This is a genomic window from Cognatundibacterium griseum, from assembly GCF_014284195.1.
Classification (GTDB): domain Bacteria; phylum Pseudomonadota; class Gammaproteobacteria; order Burkholderiales; family Burkholderiaceae_D; genus Undibacterium; species Undibacterium griseum.
This window is the reverse complement of record NZ_JACOGC010000003.1, coordinates 317,063-339,059: the sequence shown is the minus strand read 5'-3', so window position 1 is coordinate 339,059 and position 21,997 is coordinate 317,063. Positions and strand designations below refer to the sequence as shown.

General features: G+C 55.4%; 17 protein-coding genes. 13 read left to right on the top strand and 4 right to left on the bottom strand.

Translation table 11 applies throughout. The features are described from left to right. Nucleotides 1-48: 48 nt before the first annotated feature. The 7 genes from H8K27_RS09850 (at nucleotide 49) to H8K27_RS09820 (ending at nucleotide 11,482) form a co-directional block, all read left to right on the top strand. Nucleotides 49-201 carry a rubredoxin gene (locus H8K27_RS09850; RefSeq protein ID WP_186862993.1) on the top strand — a complete coding sequence of 51 codons (153 nt, stop codon included), beginning with the start codon at nucleotides 49-51 and terminating at the stop codon, nucleotides 199-201. 116 nt (nucleotides 202-317) lie between these two features. Further along, a complete protein-coding gene (locus tag H8K27_RS09845) occupies nucleotides 318-716 on the top strand; it encodes a response regulator (protein WP_186862992.1) in 399 nt (132 codons plus the stop codon). Nucleotides 717-742: 26 nt separating this feature from the next. Then, nucleotides 743-1,108 (top strand): response regulator transcription factor, encoded by a 366-nt coding sequence (locus H8K27_RS09840; RefSeq protein WP_176802791.1) that lies wholly within the window; start codon nucleotides 743-745, stop codon nucleotides 1,106-1,108. A 73-nt stretch (nucleotides 1,109-1,181) separates the two neighbouring features. Next, the gene (locus tag H8K27_RS09835) at nucleotides 1,182-1,766 is read left to right on the top strand and encodes a chemotaxis protein CheW (RefSeq protein WP_186862991.1); all 585 of its coding nucleotides are present in this window, start codon (nucleotides 1,182-1,184) and stop codon (nucleotides 1,764-1,766) included. Between the two features lie 55 nt (nucleotides 1,767-1,821). Then, nucleotides 1,822-4,164, top strand: a complete 2,343-nt coding sequence (locus H8K27_RS09830; RefSeq protein ID WP_230419146.1) for a methyl-accepting chemotaxis protein — start codon at nucleotides 1,822-1,824, stop codon at nucleotides 4,162-4,164. A 91-nt stretch (nucleotides 4,165-4,255) separates the two neighbouring features. Beyond that, entirely contained in the window at nucleotides 4,256-10,495 is a 6,240-nt protein-coding gene (locus H8K27_RS16530; protein WP_230419139.1) for an Hpt domain-containing protein, read from the top strand. 345 nt (nucleotides 10,496-10,840) lie between these two features. After that, the gene (locus tag H8K27_RS09820) at nucleotides 10,841-11,482 is read left to right on the top strand and encodes a glutathione S-transferase family protein (protein WP_186862990.1); all 642 of its coding nucleotides are present in this window, start codon (nucleotides 10,841-10,843) and stop codon (nucleotides 11,480-11,482) included. Nucleotides 11,483-11,546: 64 nt separating this feature from the next. On the opposite strand, the gene H8K27_RS09815 is transcribed toward H8K27_RS09820, so the two are convergent. Next, nucleotides 11,547-13,049, bottom strand: coding sequence for a cryptochrome/photolyase family protein (locus H8K27_RS09815; RefSeq protein WP_186862989.1), 1,503 nt, complete (start codon nucleotides 13,047-13,049; stop codon nucleotides 11,547-11,549). Nucleotides 13,050-13,491: 442 nt separating this feature from the next. Between H8K27_RS09815 and H8K27_RS09810 the strand changes: the two genes are divergently transcribed. The 6 genes from H8K27_RS09810 (at nucleotide 13,492) to H8K27_RS09785 (ending at nucleotide 18,162) form a co-directional block, all read left to right on the top strand. Further along, the gene (locus H8K27_RS09810) at nucleotides 13,492-14,088 is read left to right on the top strand and encodes a YqgE/AlgH family protein (protein ID WP_186862988.1); all 597 of its coding nucleotides are present in this window, start codon (nucleotides 13,492-13,494) and stop codon (nucleotides 14,086-14,088) included. Nucleotides 14,089-14,099: 11 nt separating this feature from the next. Then, complete coding sequence (gene ruvX, locus H8K27_RS09805; RefSeq protein WP_408058431.1) at nucleotides 14,100-14,489, top strand: Holliday junction resolvase RuvX; 390 nt, start codon at nucleotides 14,100-14,102, stop codon at nucleotides 14,487-14,489. Beyond that, nucleotides 14,486-14,998, top strand: a complete 513-nt coding sequence (gene pyrR, locus H8K27_RS09800) for a bifunctional pyr operon transcriptional regulator/uracil phosphoribosyltransferase PyrR (RefSeq protein WP_186862986.1) — start codon at nucleotides 14,486-14,488, stop codon at nucleotides 14,996-14,998. Before ruvX ends, pyrR begins: the two co-directional genes overlap by 4 nt. Further along, complete coding sequence (locus H8K27_RS09795; protein WP_186862985.1) at nucleotides 14,991-15,965, top strand: aspartate carbamoyltransferase catalytic subunit; 975 nt, start codon at nucleotides 14,991-14,993, stop codon at nucleotides 15,963-15,965. The genes pyrR and H8K27_RS09795 overlap by 8 nt, the downstream gene beginning before the upstream one ends. A gap of 10 nt (nucleotides 15,966-15,975) precedes the next feature. Beyond that, a complete protein-coding gene (locus tag H8K27_RS09790) occupies nucleotides 15,976-17,262 on the top strand; it encodes a dihydroorotase (protein WP_186862984.1) in 1,287 nt (428 codons plus the stop codon). A 159-nt stretch (nucleotides 17,263-17,421) separates the two neighbouring features. After that, nucleotides 17,422-18,162: a lysophospholipid acyltransferase family protein gene (locus tag H8K27_RS09785; RefSeq protein WP_186862983.1), complete on the top strand. Its 741-nt coding sequence runs from the start codon at nucleotides 17,422-17,424 to the stop codon at nucleotides 18,160-18,162. Between the two features lie 125 nt (nucleotides 18,163-18,287). Here H8K27_RS09785 and H8K27_RS09780 read toward each other — a convergent pair whose 3' ends face one another. The 3 genes from H8K27_RS09780 to recN form a co-directional block, all read right to left on the bottom strand. After that, on the bottom strand, nucleotides 18,288-19,124 hold the full coding sequence (locus H8K27_RS09780) for a symmetrical bis(5'-nucleosyl)-tetraphosphatase (protein WP_186862982.1): 837 nt from the start codon (nucleotides 19,122-19,124) through the stop codon (nucleotides 18,288-18,290). A 2-nt stretch (nucleotides 19,125-19,126) separates the two neighbouring features. After that, complete coding sequence (gene hemH / locus H8K27_RS09775; protein ID WP_186862981.1) at nucleotides 19,127-20,233, bottom strand: ferrochelatase; 1,107 nt, start codon at nucleotides 20,231-20,233, stop codon at nucleotides 19,127-19,129. Nucleotides 20,234-20,310: 77 nt separating this feature from the next. Continuing rightward, nucleotides 20,311-21,957, bottom strand: a complete 1,647-nt coding sequence (recN, locus tag H8K27_RS09770) for a DNA repair protein RecN (protein WP_186862980.1) — start codon at nucleotides 21,955-21,957, stop codon at nucleotides 20,311-20,313. Between the last annotated feature and the right edge of the window lie 40 nt (nucleotides 21,958-21,997).

The following is a 21,997-nucleotide window of genomic DNA, read 5'->3' as shown; positions in this document are numbered from 1 at the left end:
TTAGTCGTGAGCGATAATGTGGGTAATAAGCCGCAGTATAAAACGTGGATGTGTCTGATTTGTGGCTGGGTCTATGATGAGGAGCAAGGTTTGCCTGATGAGGGCATCGCACCGGGGACTTTATGGGATGATGTTCCGATGAACTGGACCTGTCCGGAATGCGGCGCCCGCAAGGAAGATTTTGAAATGGTTGCGATTTAACCTCGACTTGTGTATTTTTGGCTATATTGAATGTTTATTCACGGAAAATAAGTAGCACTTTAAAGATTTTTTGTTAAAGTGCTAGCTTGCTATAATTCTGTCGGGAAGATGAACTTATGTCAACATTGGCTGGCAATGAAAACTTGAAAATCATGGTGATTGACGATAGCAGCACAATACGTCGTTCAGCGGAGATTTTTCTTGGGCAGGCTGGTTATAAAATTGTCCTGGCTGAAGATGGATTTGATGCCCTGGCAAAAATCAATGATTCTCACCCCGACCTGATTTTTTGTGACATTCTGATGCCGCGTCTGGATGGTTATCAGACTTGTGCTCTGATTAAAAAAAGTGCGAAATTCAGGGATACGCCGGTCATCATGCTGTCGTCAAAAGATGGTTTGTTTGACCGGGCGCGTGGTGCGATGGTGGGGTCGGACGAATATCTGACCAAGCCTTTTACAAAAGACAGTCTCCTGAAAACTGTCCGGAATTACACTTCCGGAGAGCAGCAATAATTCAGTTAATGTAAGGAATGAGCGAAATGGCAATTCAAAAAATTTTAGTAGTAGATGATTCTCCAACCGAACGCTACTTCCTCACGGATGTGCTGGCGAAAAACGGCTTTTCTGTTTCAACGGCAGAAAACGGCGAAGAGGCGCTGACCAAGATCAAGGCAGATAAGCCGCAACTGATTCTGATGGATGTTGTTATGCCTGGTCAGAATGGTTTCCAGATTACCCGTGCCATTGCAAAAGATCCGGAAACGCAGGATATTCCTGTCATTATCTGCACCAGTAAAAACCAGGAAACGGACCGTATCTGGGGACTGCGCCAGGGCGCACGTGATTACTTGGTCAAGCCGATTGACCCGCAGGAATTGCTGGCTAAAATCGCCGCACTGGGCTGATGTCTGCAGACAACCGGTACATCGTTGACAGCAATAAAAGCCTTACCCATTTCAGAAATTCGCGGACAAGCTCATGACCCAGACGTTGAGTGACCCTAAAGCTGTAAATCTCGAAGCTGCCTCTCCGGACAGCGGGGTGCGGCGCACCCGTTTGAGGGAGTTTCAGGCGCAGCTGGTTGAAAGAATGCAGGCTGCGCAGCGTGGCGGTTTTTCACAACTCAATCAGTTGGGGATTCTGATCGGGCAGAACCGTTACCTGCTCGATTTGCGCGAGGCGGGTGAAATTGTCAGCGCCGGTCTTTTGACAGAGGTACCATTGACCAGAGACTGGTATGTCGGCTTATCGAATATCCGGGGTAATCTGACCAGTGTGGTTGATTTGTCGCGCTTTCAGGGAAATGAATCCACCGTACTGGATCCGACGTGCCGCATCATCGCTTTTGCTCCCGGGCTGGCATTTAACAGCGCATTGCTGGTGACGCAGGTTCTGGGTTTGCGCAATATTGCCGAGATGGATGAGGTGGCGTCAGATACGCAGGAAACCGGGCACCGCGCATGGTTGCAACGGCAGTTCCGTGACCGTGATGGTCATATCTGGCGTGAGTTGAGCCTGGCTGCACTGGTGCAGGATCAGGATTTTTTGCATATAGGTTTATAGTCAGTCTTTTTTGAAGTACGGCTGACAGATTTTCAATCGTTGAGGAGACTTAGTAATGGCTTTGAAAGTACCGTTCTTGTCCAAGAAAAAAGATGATCCGGTTACGGAAATTGATGGAGCAGAGATGGCGGCAAGGTCATTTGGTCATGCTGATTCGGTTGAGATTGAAGAAGCCAGCAACGTCAGAATGCTCAATACGGAAACTGAAGCAGATGCCGGAGTCAAACAGGAAACTGCCGCTCCTGTGTCGCATGCACAACGCGCCGATGCGACTTTTATCGGTGATGCGCTGGAAAAAGGCGGCGATATTCAGTTGCCGCTGATCGGCAAAATGTCGCTGCAGAAGCAGATGCGCGTGCTGTCGGTCACGATGGCGGTTGCATTGCTGGCGGGTGGTTTTTTCGTCTGGCTCAATGCCAACCAGTCTGCGCTGGTGTCGACGCAAGTACAGATTTCCGGTGACGTGCTGATGCACTCGCAGCGTATCGGTAAAGCTGCGCCAAACTCGATTCAGGGTAACGTCGAAGCGTTTAAACAGCTGGAAGACAGCCGCAAGGAAATCAACAACGATCTGAAAATTCTGCTGGAAGGCGGTAATTATCAGGGACGTGATGTGAAACCGGCGGACAGCACACTGGAGCCTGTTTTAAAAGAAACGATCAAGGCCTGGCAAAACTCCAATAAAGCATCGGAAACCATTCTGGCCAGACGTAAAGAGCTGACCGGTTTCGGTGAGACACTGCAGAAACTGAACTCGCTGTCGCCGGTATTGCTGGAACTGACAGAGCAGATTTCGACGCTGAAAGTGCAGGGGGGCGGATCTGCGCGTGAAATTTCTGCATCCGGCCAGCTGGTGATGCTGACCCAGCGTCTGGGCCGCAGTGCGAATGAATTCTTGACTTCTGAAGGTGTTAATCCGGAAACGGCTTTCCTCCTGGGTAAAGATACCAATACTTTCCGCGATCTGGTGGATGGTTTCCTGAAAGGCAGCGAGGTGTTGCGCCTGACGATGACCAAGGATGCCGATACACGGGAAAAATTGGAAGAACTGCAAAAAACTTTTACTGAGTATCAGGCATCGGTTTCGACCATTCTGGGTAATTTGCAGAATTTTATTGCAGCCAAACAATCCGAACAGCTGATCTTTAACGAAAACGAAGATCTGAAATCGAAACTGACCAAGCTGCAAAAAACTTACACTGCACAGCAGGATTCCACCAGCCTGTCGTTCTGGTTGCTGATGCTCTCGGCACTGATCGCGCTGACTTCTGCGGTGGGAATTGCGCTGGTTCTGTTGCAGGACAGCCGTAATCGCGCTAAAGAAGCGAATGAACGCCGTCAGGAAGCTGCGGCACAGATGTTGCAGGCGCAGAAACAGGAAGAAGAAGCAAAAGCCGCCAACGATCAGAATCAGGCTGCGATTTTGCGGCTGATGAATGAATTGCAGGAAGTCGCGGACGGTGACTTGACGGTGCAGGCAACGGTTTCTGAAGATATTACCGGTGCGATTGCCGACTCGGTTAACTATACGGTGGAAGAGTTGCGCGGTCTGGTCGGCCGTGTTACCTCGACTGCAGAACAGGTTACTTCGGCGTCCGATCAGGCGCAGAATATTTCCAACGACTTGCTGGAAGCATCCGAACAGCAGTCACGCGAAATCACTGATGCCGGCCAGGTTGTTCTGACGATGGCGGCGGAAATTACTGACGTTTCCCGCTCGGCGAATGAGTCGGCAGAGGTTGCGCGTCAGTCGGTTGCGGCGGCGGAGCAGGGTGCGCATGCGGTGGAAGACGCGATCAAGGGTATGAATGAGATTCGCGAACAGATCCAGGAAACGTCAAAACGAATCAAGCGTCTGGGTGAGTCCTCTCAGGAGATTGGTGAGATCACGGAACTGATTTCTGATATTACCGAACAGACCAACGTGCTGGCGCTGAATGCGGCGATTCAGGCGGCGTCTGCGGGTGAAGCGGGACGCGGCTTCTCGGTGGTTGCGGAAGAGGTGCAGCGTCTGGCGGAACGTTCGGCTGAAGCGACCAAGCAGATCGGTGCGCTGGTGCGTACGATTCAGACCGATACCCACGATGCGGTAGCCGCGATGGAAAAATCCACTCAGGGTGTGGTTGAGGGAGCCAAACTGTCCGATGCGGCCGGTACGGCACTGTCTGAAATCCGTAGCGTTTCGAACCGCCTGGCGGAACTGATTCAGGGTATTTCGCTGGCGACGGAGCAGCAGGCGACTTCTGCGAACGGTGTGGCACAAAATATCCAGCACATTCTGACGATGACTGAGCAGACCCAGAGCGGTACACAACAAACGGCAGAGTCGATTAAACAATTGTCTTTGCTGGCGGAGGAGTTGAAAAATTCCGTGTCCCGTTTCCGCGTTGCGGCCTGATCTGTCCGTTCCTGGGCTGCAATGGCAGCCCGCCATATTTGCAAGACGATGAGCCGTGCGGCTGGTCGTCTCTTGAGTTCGCGGAGTATGCATGACATCCGATTTTTCAAATTCCTCTCATTTTCCGCAGGAACAGTTTGATACCGGACCATTGTCCTGGGTGATGCCGGAAGTGCGGGAGGCGATGACCAATGCCGGCAAGATGCTGACAGATGCGTTGGCACAGGATATTGACGTCCGGTCCACTACTTTGCTGCATGCCAAAAACTATCTGCATCAGGCACATGGAGCCCTGCAGATTGTGGATATCGATGGTGTTTCGATTGTGACGGAAACCATCGAGGAGCTTATTGATCGTTTGCAGAGCGCACAACTGGAGATGACGCAGGCAAACGTTGATGTCATTCTGGATGCGTTTCATGCTGTGTTGCGCTATCTGGAAGATTTATTGTCTGGCTCCGTCCATCAGCCAGTCAGATTATTTCCCTATTACCGCGCACTGCTGGAATTGAAAGGTGCTGAACGGATTCATCCGGCGGATTTGTTTTTCCCTGCATTGTCTGCGAAGGAAAAAATTCCCGAGCTGGCAGTGGCTCAGGCGGTTGTCCCGGCAAATTACACAGATCTGCGTCAGCGTTTTGAAAAATTATTACTGACGGTACTGACCGGTAAAGACCCGCAAAAACAGCAGCTGGCACTGACATCTATGCATGAGCTGATCCGTGAGATTGATCACGCGCAGACCAATTCGCAGGCCAAGGCATTCTGGGTCGTGATGCGGGCTTTTGTCGAAGCAGTCACAAATGGACAGATTGAAAATCAGCAATACGTCAAACAGATTTTCGGGCGCATTAATCTGCAGATACGCCGCTTGATGGATGGCGTGAATACGATTCCTGAGCGTCTATTGCGCGACGCCTTGTTCTTTCTGGCACAGGTTCAGCATCCGACACCTTTTGTTGCCAACGTCCGCCAGGCATACGATCTCGACAATAAAGTCCCGGCGGATTACGTACAGAAAAATTATGGGCAAATTGCGGCGGGGGTGCTGACTACTGCTAAAGAGCAGTTGACTGCGGTGAAAAATTTATGGGGCCGGATCGCCAACGGTGATAATAACCTTGCCGATAAATTTTCCCAGAAAATGAAAGACCTGGCAGAGACGGGTGATCAGCTGAATTCGCCATCGCTGTCGAAATTACTGCGGGAACTGAGCGGGATTGCCCGTCATGTGGCGCATTCTGCCGATGGCTCAAAACTGGCGATCGAACTGGCAACCAGCCTGCTGTTTGTTGAGAATGCCTTAGACCATATTACGCGCTTGCCGGCACATTTTTCAGAGCGTGCTGAGGAAATCACAGCGCGTCTGTTGTCGGTGGTTTCCGGTGAAGAACCGGAATCCCAGGCTGCCTGGATGGGTGAAATTTCCAGGGAAGCGCAACAGCGTCAGACCATGGCAGTGCTGGTGACGGAAATGCAGACCAGCCTGCGGCAGGTTGAAAAGACACTGGACGAATATTTCCGCGATCCGGCACAACATGATTCCTTGCGATCGATTGATGGTGTTCTGCACCAGATTGGCGGAGCGCTGGCTATTCTCGATCAGGATGCAGCGATGCAGGCTGTCGAATATACCCGGCAGGTTGTTGCACAGTTTGTTGACGCCACCGCGACGACGGATTCAGCGCCTTCGGATGGCGTGCATATCGAAGCACTGCACCAGAAAGTAGCCCAGAATATTGGTGCCCTGAGCTTCTTCATCGAGACTTTGCAGTCCCAGCCTGATACAGCGAAAAAGAAATTCAGTTTCGACGAGGAGTCGGGAATTTTCCGTTCTAATCTGCTGGAGCAGGTAGTTCAAAAAGAACTGCTGCCGGAGCGGGAAGAATTTGCCCATATTGTGTTGCCAGACAGTCCGCATTCGATTGAGACTGCCGTTCGTACCACGGAACAGGAACTGGCGCACCAGCAGCAGGAATCCGCGCGGCTGGCAGTCTCGCTGGCGGAACATCCGGAAGACAAGGCGTTGCAGGCACAACTGAAACAGTCGCTGGAGTCTGAACGTTCCGTTGCAACCTTGCTGGATGATACCGATGCCAGCGGGCGTGCCAATGCGGCGATCGGCCTGCTGGCATCTGCCGATGCCGGACGTACTTCCGAAAATCTGCAACATCTGGTAGCGGCGACTGCTCCGGTCGCCACCCAGGAAAAAATTTCTGCCGCACCGGTTTCTCTGCCTCAGAGTGATGAAGCCATTGATGCTGAATTGCTCGACATCTTCCTGACTGAGGCTGAAGAAGTGCTGGCGTTTGTCCAGCATACCTTGCCTTTGTCACGCGATGATGCCGACAATCAGGAACATCTGACCAGTCTGCGCCGCTCCTTCCACACCCTCAAAGGCAGCAGCCGTATGGTGGGCCTGACCGTATTTGGTGAGGCTGCGTGGAATATAGAACAGGTTATGAACCTGTGGTTGTCGGAATCCCGGCGTGGTGACCAGAACCTGTACGCCTTGCTGGAGCATACGGCAAAAGAAATGGTGATCTGGGTTGATGAGCTGAAACAGCATGGCTATTCAGCCAGAACTGGTGCGGATATTATTGCTGCCGCTGAACGCGTGAAGGCCGGGCTGAATTTTGAGACGCCACAGGCAATCCTGATGCCGCCGGAAATGCCCGGTAACCTGCCTGCAGAGACCACTGCAGCGGCTCCGGTATCTCAGCCTGAGAGTGGGGAGGGCGCGACAGAAACTATTATTGCCACGGCTCCGGAAGCCGTATCGTTTGAGACATTACTGCAGGAAGCCGAGCTGTTGCCGGAATTCGCCGAATCGATGTCTGTGGCATCCACAACGGACGCAGTACTGACTGCGCCTGACATGCCGGAGACAGCCAGTGCTGCGAATACGGAACATTTTGAACTCAGCGCTTTTGATGATTTACCCAGCGCAGCCAATCTGCTGGCCGAACCGGCAGCACAAACTGTTGCTGGCGTAGCCGACGTCGTGCCTGCAATAGCTGCAACATTGCCAATCGTGGCAGATGAACTACCGCACATGCCGCTCGAAAATACGGCTATGCATCCGGCAGAGATGCCGCATGAGATTGCAGCGTCTGCAGGACTGGAAGTACGGGACGCAGAGGACAGCGTTGCCGCCGAGGTCGCGTCAGATACGCATCAGACGGAAGCTGTGACTGCAGAGACTGACCACGGCATTGCAGAGGAAACGACACCTGTCAGCGGTGCAAAAATTATTGGCTTCCCTGATTTGAGCAAGACAGCCGCGCCCGTCGATGACAATATCAAGCGGATTGGCGACCTCGAAATCAGTGTGCCGCTATATTCGATTTACATGGCGGAAACCGATGAAATCGTCCGTTTCCTGACGCAGGACTTTGCAGAATGGCGGCATGAGCCGCACCGGCATGTTTCCACACATGCGATTCACGCCAGCCATTCGCTGGCGGGCAGTTCTGCAACGGTGGGACTGAAGCCGCTGCATGAGCTGGCGCACAGTCTGGAACTGGTTTTGCAGAGACTGGAACGCCATCCGGTCAGTCTGGAAAACGCAGAATTCGATGTGCTGGATCATGCGCTGGAAACGGCTAAACACATGCTGCAGAAATTCGCCTTATCCGAAATGGCAGAAGCTGCACCGGACGAAGTACGTCAGCTGGAGCAATTGCTGCAACATGTGATTGCGCGTTCCAGTGCCGGTGCGGATGAAGAATTCGTTACTTCGACTAATGAGAAGCTCGATTTGTCCGATCTGTCTGGCCTGCCGGAAGACGATGCTGCAGACTTGACCAATTTGGTTGAGGCTGATTTGCCTGCCACGGTATTGCCGGTATCGACCGAATCCTTGTCAGACCAGTCTGTACAGATCAAAGACGAACTCGACTACGATTTGCTGCCGGTATTCCTGGAGGAAGGGCATGATCTGCTGCCGATGGTCGGGCAATTGCTGCGCAGCTGGCAGGAACAGCCGGCAGACACCGCGATCCCGCAATCCATTGCCCGTTTGATGCATACCATCAAAGGCAGCGCCAGAATGGCGGGTGCCATGGGGCTGGGACAGCACATCCATGACATGGAAACCCGTATTGAAAGCCTCATGCATACCGGCCATCTGGTACGGCAGCCATTGATGGATGATTTGCTGGCCCGTCATGATCACAGTATGCAGCTGTTTGAACGTTTGCAGCATCCGGAGGCGGCATCGGCGCCAGCTGTTCCGCAAGTATTGACTGCTGCGCAAGAGCTGGATCAGTTCCAGGATGCGCAGGTGGCCAGCGAGGTACAGGCGCAGCATGTTCCGGCAACGGAGGCTGCGGACAGCCAGCTGGTCAGTCTGACGCCTTTGATGCCGTTGGCAGTCAATACCCCGGCGACAAGAACTTCGGCATCTGCTACCCAGGTCAGTCTGCCGGCTGCTCCCGGCGCACCCGTGCCGCTGGTTCGTGTCCGTGCCGACGTGCTGGACCGTCTGGTCAACCAGGCCGGTGAGGTATCGATTTCCCGTTCCCGTCTGGAAAACGAGGTCGGAACATTAAGGGCTTCGCTGGGCGAACTGACTGAAAACGTGAGCCGTTTGCGCGATCAGTTGCGCGAGGTGGAGATTCAGGCAGAAACGCAGATTACTTCCCGTATGGCGCACTCGGCGGACCGCGAATTTGATCCGCTTGAATTCGATCGTTTCACACGCCTGCAGGAACTGACGCGGATGATGGCGGAAAGCGTCAGTGACGTTGCCACGGTGCAGACCAATCTGACGCGCACGATTGACGGTGCCTCTGGCAATCTGCACATCCAGGCTCGTCTGACCCGCGAATTGCAGCAGGATCTGATGCGGGTCAGGATGATTCCTTTCGCCAGCGTCTCGGAACGTTTATACCGGGTCACACGCCAGACCGCGAAAGAACTGGATAAGCGCGTGAATCTGGATATCCGCGGCGCCGGTGTGGAAATGGATCGTGGCGTTCTGGAAAAAATGGTGGGTCCGTTTGAACATCTGCTGCGCAATGCGATTGTGCATGGTATCGAAGCACGGGATGTACGGCGTCAGCTTGGCAAGAACGAGACTGGTGAGCTGCTGATCGAAATCCGCCAGGAAGGTAATGAAGTGGTGATCCGCTTCAATGACGACGGACGGGGACTGAATCTGGCGCATATCCGCCAGAAAGCACTGAGCCTGGGCATGATCAGCAGCGAACAGGCGCCGAATGATGCAGAAGCTGCCAGCCTGATCTTTGAACCGGGTTTTTCAACTGCCACCGAGATTACCGAGCTGGCTGGGCGCGGCGTCGGGATGGACGTAGTGCGTTCCGAAGCGGCGTCGCTGGGCGGACGGGTCGAAGTATCGACCACTGCTGGTCAGGGTGCGGAATTTACAATTCACCTGCCATTAACACTGGCCGTCACTCAGGTGGTGTTGCTCAATGCCGGCGGCAGAACTTTAGCCGTGCCGTCAGTGCTGGTGGAGCAGGTGCAGCATCTGAAAGCGAATGCGCTTGCCAATGCCTACAACGATGGTGCGGTGATGTGGCAGGGGCAACGGGTTTCCATGTACTACCTGTCCACGATTCTCGGACAGAATGATGCGGTGCCGCTGGCGCAGCAATATACCCCATTGCTGGTCATGAAGAGCGGTACTGAACGGGTCGCGATTCACGTCGATGAAATTATCGGTAACCGCGAGGTGGTCGTGAAAAATATCGGCCCGCAGCTCGCACGGATGGCGGGTATTGCCGGTGCGACAGTGCTGGGTTCCGGTGAAATTGTGCTGATCCTGAATCCTGTGCCACTGGCGCAGCGTCTGGAACATGAGCGCGCACGCCTGCCGCAATCTGGCAGTGAGATGTTGCCGGAAATGGGCGCGGTGGCTGATTTGCAGGCTGATTCAGTATCTGCCCAGAACCGTTCGGAGCCGGTGCAGGGATTGCGCACGCAGCATATCGTCATGGTGGTGGATGATTCACTCACTGTACGCCGTGTGACACAGCGCCTGCTGACCCGTGAAGGTTATCAGGTAATTCTGGCGAAGGACGGCATTGACGCGCTGGAGCAGCTGCAGTCGGTAACGCCGGACGTGATGCTGGTGGATATCGAAATGCCGCGCATGGATGGTTTCGATCTGACCCGTAACGTTCGTAACGACGCCCGTACCAGCCATATTCCTATCATCATGATTACTTCGCGGACTGCCGACAAACACCGGAATTACGCGAAGGAATTAGGGGTTAACGAATACTTCGGCAAACCTTATCGCGAAGATGATCTGCTGGAAGCGATTATTGGCCTGATCGGCAAGGAGCATGCGGCGCTGGTCTGATTGACGGCGCCTGTACTTTGCAGCGGTTGTGTCACAGAAGAATCCCTCGTTTTGCGGGGGATTTTTTTATCCTGCCGCTGAAATTGGCTGGATACCCGGACATCACATCAGGGGTTTTCAGTCATTTTTATGGTAATGCAATGATGTGCATGCGTAAGTCCGGCAGACAGTTATTGCATGTGCCGACCTGGCGGCGCCAGCGCCATACCAGCAATGATTGAGACTTTGTAGCCGCATTTTTTCGGGGACAGGTTATACTCAGAAAGTGGTCTATTTTGCAAAAGTACAGGTAGACCTGATCAGTGAATCTAGCCTTTCAATTTCGATCTTTTCCATGAGGGAAATATGCGCACACTGAATATGCCTTTGGTTTTGTTTTATGCGCCACAGAGCCGCTCACTGGCCGTACGGGTATTGCTGGAAGAATTGAATGCGGATTATCAGGTGCATTATCTGGATTTGAAAAAATCTGATCAGCTGCAGGCGGCATATCTGGCCGTAAATCCGTACGGCAAAGTGCCTGCCGTATTGCATGGCGATACGCTGGTCAGCGAACAGGTGGCTTTGTTCATCTATCTGGCAGATCTGTTTCCGGCGGCAGGGCTGGCACCGGCAATGGATGATCCTCGCCGGGGATCCTATCTGCGCTGGATTACGCAATACGGTTCCTGTTTTGAGCCGGCCATCATGGATGCTTTTCTGAAACGGGAAACCGGGCCGGCTTCGACAACTCCCTGGCGCGATCTGGAAACACAACTCAAGGTGCTGATTGCGCAGCTGGAAAAAACACCGTATCTGCTTGGCGACAAAATCAGTGCTGCCGATATTTTATGGGGCATCGCGCTGCACTGGCTGATGGCATTCAAGATCGTGCCCGAATTGCCGGTCCTGCGTGCCTACGTCGAATCGGTATGGCGTTTGCCGGGTGTGGCCAGGGTGGAACAGGCAGATGCCATCTGGCAGGCATCGCAGGTCGCCAATCCCTGAGCAGGAGAGGAGCACGGCTGCCTTTCGGCTGTCGCGCTGTGGCTGGTATGGCTGCCCAAACATTTCAGTCGATGTGCGTTCCCGGTTTTTTGACGACAGCATAACGGCTCAGGGTATGTTGCCGCGCCTGTTCATGCTCGATGATCGGGCAGGGATAATTGTCCCCGAGACGTATCCCGGCCTGTTGCAGCAGGGCAGGAGAGGCTTTCCACGGTGCATGCAGCGAACGGGGGGCGAGTCGTGCCAGCGGCGCCAGTTGTGGCAGATAGCGGCTGATAAATTTACCGTCGGCGTCGAATTTTTCTGATTGCGTGATCGGGTTGAAGATGCGGAAATAGGGCTGGGCATCGCAGCCGGACGAGGCCGCCCATTGCCAGCCGCCATTATTGGCAGCCAGATCAAAATCATTGAGCCTGAGCGCAAAATAAGCCTCGCCACGCCGCCAGTCGATACCCAGATCTTTGATCAGAAAACTGGCGGTCACCATGCGCAGGCGGTTATGCATGTAGCCGGTCTGATTCAGCTGCCGCATCGCGGCATCGACCAGCGGATAGCCGGTGTTTCCTTCGCACCACGCCTGAAACAATGCATCGGCCTGCGGCCCTGTTTCCCACTGGATGGCATCGTAATCCGGCTTAAACGCATGTGTTGTCACTGAAGGATGATGATGCAGGATCATAAAATAGAAATCACGCCAGATCAGTTCCGATAACCAGACTTCCGCTCCGCGCTGGCTGGCGGTGCGGATTTCCTGTAATGCTGCCCTGACCAGGCTGCGTATCGAGATTGTGCCGAAACGTAAATGGACAGACAGATAGGAAGGTCCTTTGATCGCCGGAAAATCACGGGCCGCGTCATAGTTTTGCATACGGCCCATGAATTCCTGAAATAAGCTGCTGGCGCCGGACATGCCGGCTGGCACCGGCATTTTGTGTGCATCGTCGGCGGAAAATCCCATCTCGGCCAGATCCGGCAGCGGAGCTGATGGGTGAGAGGCAAAATGCGCCGCATAATCGCTGACCGGATAGGCTTTGGCATAAAAATCGCCACCGTCCGCATACAACTGGCGCAGCCAGCCATTTTTGTAGGGTGTGAATACCGAGAACGGTTTGCCTGATTGCGACAACACCTCATCTTTTTCAAAAATGACCTGATCTTTGCTGCTCAGGAACGCACGCCCGCTTTGCGACAGCGTGCGCGCCACATCAGCATCCCGCGCCATAGCGGCCGGTTCGTAATCGTGATTTACGAATACGGCATCAATCTCCAGCCCGGCAGCAATCCGGGGAATCGCTTCGAGCGGATCGGCATACTCGACCAGCAGGCAACCACCCTGTTGTTCAATGTCTGCCCGTAGTTCACGCACACTGTCATGAATGAAGCGTACCCGCCGGTCATTTGCGGGCAAACCGTGTAACAGGGTACGGTCAAAAATAAAGACGCAGAATACGGACTGGCTTTGACGCAGCGCATGATACAGCGCAGCATGATCGTGGCAGCGCAGGTCGCGCCGGAACCAGACCAGTGAGCGCTGAAATGAGGGGGAATTTTTTTTCTGATTTGTCATGCTGTAATACGTCTTTCATTCAACAGTCACGCAAAAATAAGCGACCTGTTTCTGACTGGAAAATACCCGCGCGGCAAGAGATCGCTGATGGGGCGTTCAGCCGCCATCCTGCCACAAAGCCAGTATTCTTGCCGGTTGGTGAGCACATGATTCGTCTGTCCGATGCAAAAATTGGTCAGCTTGCCTTCATGCAGCGGATGCCGGTGTTGCCAATGGATAAAGAAATTGTTCTGCACATCAATATTTCATTGTGTGCCAGTATTTTTTGTATCGCGCACACGTGCTGCAATCCTGCCGGCAGGCCCGTTGCTTCCTCGCACAGATCGAAAAACTCCGTCAGAAATGCTAAAATCCTGCCATGCCGAAGCAAAAAAAAACCTCCCACTCAGGGCTGCATACGCAGTCTCCTGTTCCTGCTGACACATTTGCAGATCAGGAGTCCATGACGGACGACGAAACAGTTTCCCCGCTGGATTTAAATTTAACCAATCATTTCCTGATCGCGATGCCATCGATGCAGGACCCGGTATTTGGCGGCACCGTCGTGTACTTGTGCGAACACAGCCGGCGTGGCGCCATGGGCATGGTGATCAACCGCCCGACCGACATGACCGTTTCCGGCCTGTTTGACCGGATCGATCTGAAACTTGAAATCATTCCGGATTCGCATCCGATCGGCCGCCAGCCGGTGATGTTCGGTGGCCCGGTGCAGGACGATCGCGGTTTTGTCTTGCACACACCCGCCGGAAAATACAGTTCTTCCCTCAAGGTGACCGACGAGATCGCATTCACGACTTCCCGCGATGTACTGGAAGCGATTGCTGCCGGCGAAGGGCCGGCGCATGTGCTGATGAGCATCGGTTACGCTGGCTGGGGCGCAGGCCAGCTGGAGCGCGAAATACTGGCCAATGGCTGGCTGACAGTTCCGGCCAGGGCCGATATTTTGTTTGACCTGCCGCTGGAACAGCGCTTTCACGCCGCCATCAAACTGCTCGGCATTGATCCGGTGATGCTGGCGTCTGACGCGGGGCATGCCTGATGGCAGGGGGCGTGACAGAAGGGACTGTGCTCGCCTTTGATTTTGGCCTCAGACGCATTGGCGTTGCCGTTGGCAATACATTTCTGAAGCAGGCCGAGCCTTTGCAGATTATCGATGCGCCGACCAACGATGGCAAATTTGCCGCGCTCTCGGAAGTGATTGCGCACTGGCAGCCGGTGTTGTGCGTGGTGGGGCTGCCGCGTCATCCGGATGGCACTGACCATGAAATGACCGTGCGCTGCCAGCGCTTTGCCAATCAGCTGCAAGGCCGGTTTCAAGTCAGTACTGCACTGGTGGATGAGCGCTTTTCATCCGCGGTGCTGCATGGCAAACGGGGGGAGCGCATTGATGATGCTGCCGCTGCCCTGATCCTGCAACAATATTTTGATGAGAACCCATGATGACAGTTTCCACTCCACTTGATGCGGAAGTCTTGTACCAGCAGCTTTTGCAGCAAATCAAACCGCTGGCCGCCGCCAATGATCAGCTTGCCATCATCGGTATCTATTCCGGTGGCGCCTGGATTGCGGAACGCCTGGTGAATGATCTCGGCCTCAAAAATAAGCCGGGGCTGATTGACGTTTCGTTTTACCGCGATGACTATGCCGCAAAGGGGCTGCATGCGGATGTGAAGCCAACCTATATCCCATTTGCGGTTGATGATGCTCAGATCATTCTGGTGGATGACGTGCTGTACACCGGACGTACTACCCGGGCGGCAATCAACGAATTATTTGACTATGGGCGTCCGGCCCGCGTGATGCTGGCTGCGCTGGTTGACCGCGGCGGACGTCAGTTGCCGGTTGCTGCTGATTTCGTGGCGCATGTCGCCGCCTTTGAACCCGCTGTCTCTGTGAATCTGCAACGCGCAGAAGACGGCACACTGAGTTTTTCTATTGATCATGTATAACCCCCAGCTCAATAAACATGGCGAACTTCAGCACCTGCTGACGATTGAAGGTTTGCCGAAAGCGATCGTGAATCACATTCTCGATACCGCGTCTTCTTTCGTCAGCATCAGCGACCGTGAAGTGAAAAAGGTGCCGCTGCTGCGCGGTAAAAGCGTGTTCAATCTGTTTTTTGAAAATTCGACGCGCACCCGCACGACTTTCGAAATCGCTTCCAAACGCCTGTCAGCGGATGTGATTAACCTCAACATCGCTGCCTCCAGCACCAGCAAAGGCGAATCGCTGCTCGATACGATCGACAATCTGGCCGCCATGCACGCCGATATGTTTGTGGTGCGCCACGCGACTTCCGGCGCGCCTTTCCTGATCGCTAAACATCTGAACGACACGAAACAGCATCACGTTCATGTGGTGAATGCCGGTGACGGCCGCCATGCGCATCCGACGCAGGGTTTGCTGGACATGTACACCATCCGCCACTACAAAAAAGATTTCACCAACCTGACGGTAGCGATCGTCGGCGATGTGCTGCACAGCCGTGTCGCACGCTCAGACATCCATGCACTGACCACGCTGGGGGTGCCGGAAGTGCGCGTGATCGGGCCACATACGCTGTTGCCGGGCGGGCTGGAGCAGATGGGCGTGCGCGTATTCACCGATATGAACGAAGGTCTGAAGGGCGTGGACGTGATCATCATGCTGCGTCTGCAGAATGAACGCATGAGCGGCGCGTTGCTGCCATCGGCGCAGGAATATTTCAAAAGCTACGGCCTGACACCGGAACGTCTGGCGCTGGCGAAACCGGATGCCATCGTGATGCATCCGGGGCCGATGAACCGCGGCGTGGAAATTGATTCCGCCGTGGCAGACGGCCCGCAGGCCGTGATCCTGCCGCAGGTGACGTTCGGGATTGCAGTGCGCATGGCGGTGATGAGTATTGTTGCCGGTAACAGTGGCAGCGACGCCTGAGGAAAACAAGATGAAAATACAGATTAAAAATGGCCGCGTGATCGATCCGGCGAATGGCGTGGATGCGGTGCAGGATGTGTTTATTGCGGCAGGAAAAATTGTCGCGCTCGGTGCTGCACCGGCAGATTTCGTCGCCAACAAAGTCATTGATGCCGCCGGACTGGTGGTCGCACCGGGGCTGGTGGATCTGAGCGTGCGCCTGCGTGAACCGGGCTTTGAATACAAGGCGACGCTGGAGTCTGAATTGCAGGCAGCCATGCGCGGCGGTGTGACCAGCCTGGTGTGTCCGCCGGATACCGATCCGGTGCTGGATGAATCCGGACTGGTAGAAATGCTGAAGCAGCGTGCCCGCACCCAGAACAAGGCGCATGTGTATCCGCTGGGTGCGCTGACCATTGGCCTGCGCGGCGAAGCGCTGACGGAAATGGCGGCACTGACCGATGCCGGCTGTATCGGTTTTTCACAGGCAGAAGAGCCCGTCAGGGATACCGGCACGCTGCAGCGCGCACTGCAATATGCCAGCACCTTCGGCTACACGGTCTGGCTGCGGCCGCAGGATGCCTATATCGGCAAGGGCGGTGTGGCGCACAGCGGGCCACTGGCATCGCGGCTGGGCTTGTCCGGTGTGCCGGTGATGGCGGAGACCATTGCGCTGCATACTTTGTTTGAACTGATGCGCGCCACCGGCGCCAAGGTGCATCTGTGCCGGATTTCCTCGGCAGCGGGGCTGGAGCTGGTGCGGCAGGCGAAAAAGGAAGGTTTGCCGCTGACCTGCGATGTGGGCGCACATCATGTGCATCTGACGGATGCCGATATCGGCTTTTTTGATTCCAATGCCCGCATGACGCCGCCACTGCGCAGCCAGCGCGATCGCGATGCGATTAAAACGGCATTGCAGGATGGCACGATCGATGCGATCTGCTCCGACCATACGCCGGTGGACGATGATGAGAAATTGCTGCCGTTTGCAGAAGCTTCCCCTGGCGCCACCGGGCTGGAGTTGCTGTTGTCACTGACATTGAAATGGGCGGCAGACAGCCGCGGAGAAATCAGCCTGCCGCAGGCACTGGCAAAAATCAGCCAGGATGCAGCCAGGGTGGCCGGTATTCCTGCGGGTTGCCTGCAGGTGGGGCAGGGGGCGGATCTGTGTGTGTTTGACCCTGCTGTCCATTGGGCCGTCACCGCTTCGGCGCTGGTCAGCCAGGGCAAGCATACCCCTTTCCTCGGTTATGAATTGCCCGGGGTGGTGAAGCTCACGATGGTTGCCGGCCATGTCGCTTATGACGCCCTGCATTAAACGGACAGCATCATCAGGCTGGGTACAGCCTGCCTGATGCGAAGACCTGAAACGCATACGCATCACCATCCGGCTCCGGCGGCTACTGCAGCGGAGCCGGTTCCGATCAACAAGAAACATGATTAGCGATATCTACTCTGGATATCTGACAGGTTTGGCATGATTGTCTGGCATTTTTTCCGTATCTTCATTCACCTGATGGCAGGCATGCTGACCTGTGCCTGCCAGTTTCCTTTTTCCAGCCCTGAGCGGCGTGAACGTCTGATACGTCGCTGGTCGCAGCAATTGCTGGCAATCTGCACCGTCGATGTGGCATTCCAGGATGCCAGCGAAGGTGTCGTGGCGAAAACGGCGCTGATCGTGTCAAACCATGTTTCCTGGCTCGATATTTTTGTGATTAACACCTTGCATCCCTGCCATTTTGTCGCTAAGGCAGATATTCGCAGCTGGCCGCTGGTGGGCTGGTTATGTGAGCAGGCCGGAACGATTTTCCTGGCGCGCGGCAAGCAGCGCGAGGTACGCCGGATTTATGAAGGACTGGTGCATCAGATTCAGGCAGGCAAGCGGATTGCTTTTTTCCCCGAAGGCACGACTGCCGCGCAGGGAACGGTGCTGCCATTTCACGCCAATCTGTTCGAGGCCGCGATTGAGGCAAAGGTGCCGGTGCAGCCATTCGTGATTCGCTATATCGATGCCAGCGGGCAGTTTCACACAGCGGCGGATTTCATTGGCGAGATGACGTTTGTCGACAGCCTGCGCGTCATCCTGACGGCGCCGCGCATGACCGCCGAACTGATTCGTCTGCCTGCCATTTCCACCGAAGGCGCACACCGCCGCGATGTCGCGCAACAGGCGCGCAGCGCAGTGATGCAGGCGCTGGGTGTGTCTGCCGAGACCTGACAGTTTTTCTGAAAAAACCAACTGGTATGACTGATTTTTAAGGGGAGTATTCCTTAAAAATGCCCTATTCTCTGCGTCAATAAAGGGCTTTCAAACATACTGGGGGGAGTATATTTTACGCTCCATCAGGTCGGGCACTGGATTGGTTTGCGGTGCTGTGGGCTGTCTATCTGAATCACTTCGCGGGTTTCCAGGCAGACGGCAGTCAGTTTGCCGCCCCAGACGCATCCGGTATCCAGGCTGATCAGGTTCGGGCGCAACACCAGTCCCAGCGTGGACCAGTGTCCGAACACCACTGTGCAATCTGCGCTGCGGCGCGGCAGGTCAAACCAGGGCAGATAAGCGGGCGGTGCCGAGGCGGCACCATCCTTGATGGCAAAATCCATGCGTCCGCTTTGATCGCAAAAGCGCATACGGGTCAGCGCATTGATGATGCAGCGCAGGCGGTCGTCGCCCTGCAAGCCGTCATTCCAGGTATCCGGCTGATTGCCATACATGTGGCGCAGAAAGTCCAGCCAGCCGTGCCCGCGCAGCATGTTCTCCACTTCCCCTGCCAGTTGCAGGGTCTGGCCGGCACTCCATGCCGGGTAGAGTCCGGCATGGATCAGCAGATGCTGCTGTTCCATGATCGCCATCGGCCGCTGGCGCAACCAGCCGAGCAGCGTTTCGCGGTCTGGCGCCTGCAGGATTTCCTGCAGCGTGTCATCCCGGTGTGCCGGCCGTATTCCATGCGCCACCGCCAGCAGATGCAGATCGTGATTGCCCAGCACGCTGTCGGCGCGGCCCTGTTGTTGCAGGCTGCGGATCAGGCGCAGGCTGTCGAGTGATTCCGGCCCCCGGTTCACCAGATCACCGGCAAACAGATAGCGGGCATCCGGTGCTCTGGCTTCGATCCGCGCCAGCAACTGGCGCAGCTCGGTGGCGCAGCCCTGAATGTCGCCGATGAAATACGTGACTGGCATGCTCAGTGATCGGCACCGAGCCGTTTTGCTTCGGCGCGGCTGAGCAGCGCCTGCTTTTTCTGCTCTTCACGCATGCTGGCGGTCAGCATGGTCGGCCAGCCGATCAGATGCTGCTCGGCGATTTCTGCCAGTGCGCGCATCCATACGGGCGATTCGTTGAGGCAGGGAATGTAATGAAATTCCTTGCCGCCTGCCTGCATGAATTCAGCACGGACTTCGATTGCGATTTCTTCCAGCGTTTCCAGGCAGTCGGCAATAAAGCCGGGGCAAATCACGTCGATCCGCTTGATGCCGTCTTTCGCCAGCTGTTTCACGACTGGCGCGGTATAGGGTTGCAGCCATTCTGCGCGACCCAGGCGGGACTGGAAGCTGACGATGTATTCCTCTTTGCTCAGCCCCAGCTTTTCTGCCAGCAGGCGGGCGGTTTTATAACATTCGCAATGATACGGGTCACCACGCAGCAGAAATGCCTTGGGCAGGCCATGAAAACTCATGACCAGCTTTTCAGGGCGGCCTTCAGTCTGCCAGTGCTGCAACACGGACTGGCGCAGCGCTTCGATGTAAGCCTCATGGTCGTGATAATTTTTTACCAGACGCAATTCAGGAATATTCCGTACTTGCTGATAGTGCTGGAATACGGCATCGAAATTGGATGCCGTGGTGGTGGCGGAATATTGCGGATACGCCGACAGCATCAGCAGGCGGTCGTAACCGTCTGCTTTCAGTTTTTCCAGCACGGACGGGATCGACGGCGAGCCGTAGCGCATGGCATGAGCAACATGCACTTCGTGGCCGCGCTCGCCCAGATAGCCCTTGAGCAGCGCAGCCTGTTTGGCGGTATGCACCAGCAGCGGCGAACCGTCATTGGTCCAGATAGATGCATATTTTCTGGCCGACTGGCCGGAGCGGAACGGCAGAATGATGAGGCGCAGGATCAGCCACCAGATGAATCGCGGCACTTCCACCACCCGTCTGTCCCACAGAAATTGTTTCAGGTAACGACGCACTGCCGATGTGGTCGGTGCATCCGGCGTGCCGAGATTGATCAGCACGACCGCCGTTTTTCCGGTTTTGCCGTGCGAGTAATCAGGTTCTTTCAAAAAGCGCATGTGTCAGTTCTGTTGTAATGGTTCGGATAAATGGGGCGGATCAATGTGTCGGTAAATCCATGCTGCCAGCCGCGGTATCAGGAGGCCAGTAATTCCCTGGCATGCTGGCGGGTGGTTGCCGTGATTTCGATACCTCCCAGCATACGGGCAATTTCCTCAACCCGCTGCGGATTGTCGAGCAGCTGAATCCGGGAAATGGTCTTGCCGCGCTGCTGGTCTTTGCTGACCTGGAAATGATGGTTGGCCTGGCTGGCGACCTGCGGCAGATGGGTGACGCACAACACCTGGCGGTCTTGTCCCAGACGTTTCAGCAGACGACCGACGACTTCGGCAACGCCGCCGCCGATACCGCTGTCGACTTCATCAAAAATCAGGGTCGGGGTAGCTGTGGCACAGGAGGTGATGACGGAAATCGCCAGCGAAATCCGCGCCAGCTCGCCGCCGGACGCCACCCGTGCCAATGGCCGTGCCTGCACGCCGGTGTGTCCTGCCACGAGGAATTCCACTTGTTCCAGACCGTGCGCGGCTGGTTCGGCAGGATGCAGCGCCACGCTGAAACTGCCGCCGCTCATGCTCAGATCCTGCATTGCTGCCGTGACGGCGGCGCTCATTTCTTTTGCGATTTTCTGTCTGGCCTTGCTGAGTTTTTGCGCGGTCTGCAGATAGCTTTGCAGGGCCTTGTCTTCCTGAATCCGGAGACTGTCCAGGTCGCTGGCATCGGCCAGCTGTTGCAGCTGTTCCGTCAGTGCCGCATGCTCCCGGTGCAGCTGCTCCGGCGCCACATGAAAGCGGCGCGCCGTGCTGTGGATGGCTTCCACCCTTGTCTCAACCTCGCGCAGGCGCGCCGGATCCAGTTCGGTGCGGCCGAGGTAATCATGCAGTGCATACATGGTTTCCTGCAGATGAATGCAGGCAGATTCGAGTGATTCGGTGACCGGGCGCAGCGCCGCGTCATAATCCTGCAGCTTGCTGAGTTTTTGCTGCATCGCTGATAATTGGGACAGCACCGGATGTTCGGCATCCGCAATCAGGGAAGCGGCTTCCTGGGCGCCATCGAGCAGGCTGGCGGCATGCGCCAGCCTGCTGTGTTCCTGGCTGATCTGTTCCCATTCGCCTTCACGAATCTGCAGCTTGTCGAGTTCGCCGACCTGCCATTCAAGCCGTTCTCTTTCCTGCAGCACGTTTTTGGCATTGATTTCAAATTCTTCCCGCTGCTGGCGTAATTTGCGCCAGACCTGATAGCGGCTTGCCGTTTCCTGCACCTGGGTTTGCAGGTTGCCTTGCATATCGAGCAATGCACGCTGTGCTTCGTTGCGCAGCAGTGACTGATGGGCATGCTGACCGTGGATATCGACCAGCAGATCGCCCAGTTCCCGCAATTGGGTGGCGGTGGCGGTGATGCCGTTGATCCAGGCCTTGGAACGTCCGGCGTTATCGATCGTGCGGCGCAGGATCAGTTGTTGCTCCGGTGTGCTGAAATCATGCTGTTCCAGCCAGTCGTTGATGTGCGATCCGGTGGAAAATTCAGCGCTGATATCGGCCTTGCCTGCCGATTCGCGCACCATGCTGGCGTCGCCGCGTCCGCCCAGTGCGAGGCTCAGCGCATCAATCAGGATGGATTTACCGGCACCGGTTTCGCCGGTCAGTGCGCTAAAGCCGGAGGAAAACTCCAGCTCGACCACTTCAACAATCACAAAATCACGAATAGCAAGCGTGCGCAGCATAGTAGTGGGGTGCCAACAGAAAAAACACAATACAAAAAAC

Coding starts and splice junctions, on each gene's coding strand:
- H8K27_RS09850 (WP_186862993.1), top strand. CDS start 49: ATGTGTCTGATTTGTGGCTGGGTCTATGATGAGGAGCAAGGTTTGCCT.
- H8K27_RS09845 (WP_186862992.1), top strand. CDS start 318: ATGTCAACATTGGCTGGCAATGAAAACTTGAAAATCATGGTGATTGAC.
- H8K27_RS09840 (WP_176802791.1), top strand. CDS start 743: ATGGCAATTCAAAAAATTTTAGTAGTAGATGATTCTCCAACCGAACGC.
- H8K27_RS09835 (WP_186862991.1), top strand. CDS start 1,182: ATGACCCAGACGTTGAGTGACCCTAAAGCTGTAAATCTCGAAGCTGCC.
- H8K27_RS09830 (WP_230419146.1), top strand. CDS start 1,822: ATGGCTTTGAAAGTACCGTTCTTGTCCAAGAAAAAAGATGATCCGGTT.
- H8K27_RS16530 (WP_230419139.1), top strand. CDS start 4,256: ATGACATCCGATTTTTCAAATTCCTCTCATTTTCCGCAGGAACAGTTT.
- H8K27_RS09820 (WP_186862990.1), top strand. CDS start 10,841: ATGCGCACACTGAATATGCCTTTGGTTTTGTTTTATGCGCCACAGAGC.
- H8K27_RS09815 (WP_186862989.1), bottom strand. CDS start 13,049: ATGACAAATCAGAAAAAAAATTCCCCCTCATTTCAGCGCTCACTGGTC.
- H8K27_RS09810 (WP_186862988.1), top strand. CDS start 13,492: ATGACGGACGACGAAACAGTTTCCCCGCTGGATTTAAATTTAACCAAT.
- pyrR (WP_186862986.1), top strand. CDS start 14,486: ATGATGACAGTTTCCACTCCACTTGATGCGGAAGTCTTGTACCAGCAG.
- H8K27_RS09795 (WP_186862985.1), top strand. CDS start 14,991: ATGTATAACCCCCAGCTCAATAAACATGGCGAACTTCAGCACCTGCTG.
- H8K27_RS09790 (WP_186862984.1), top strand. CDS start 15,976: ATGAAAATACAGATTAAAAATGGCCGCGTGATCGATCCGGCGAATGGC.
- H8K27_RS09785 (WP_186862983.1), top strand. CDS start 17,422: ATGATTGTCTGGCATTTTTTCCGTATCTTCATTCACCTGATGGCAGGC.
- H8K27_RS09780 (WP_186862982.1), bottom strand. CDS start 19,124: ATGCCAGTCACGTATTTCATCGGCGACATTCAGGGCTGCGCCACCGAG.
- hemH (WP_186862981.1), bottom strand. CDS start 20,233: ATGCGCTTTTTGAAAGAACCTGATTACTCGCACGGCAAAACCGGAAAA.
- recN (WP_186862980.1), bottom strand. CDS start 21,957: ATGCTGCGCACGCTTGCTATTCGTGATTTTGTGATTGTTGAAGTGGTC.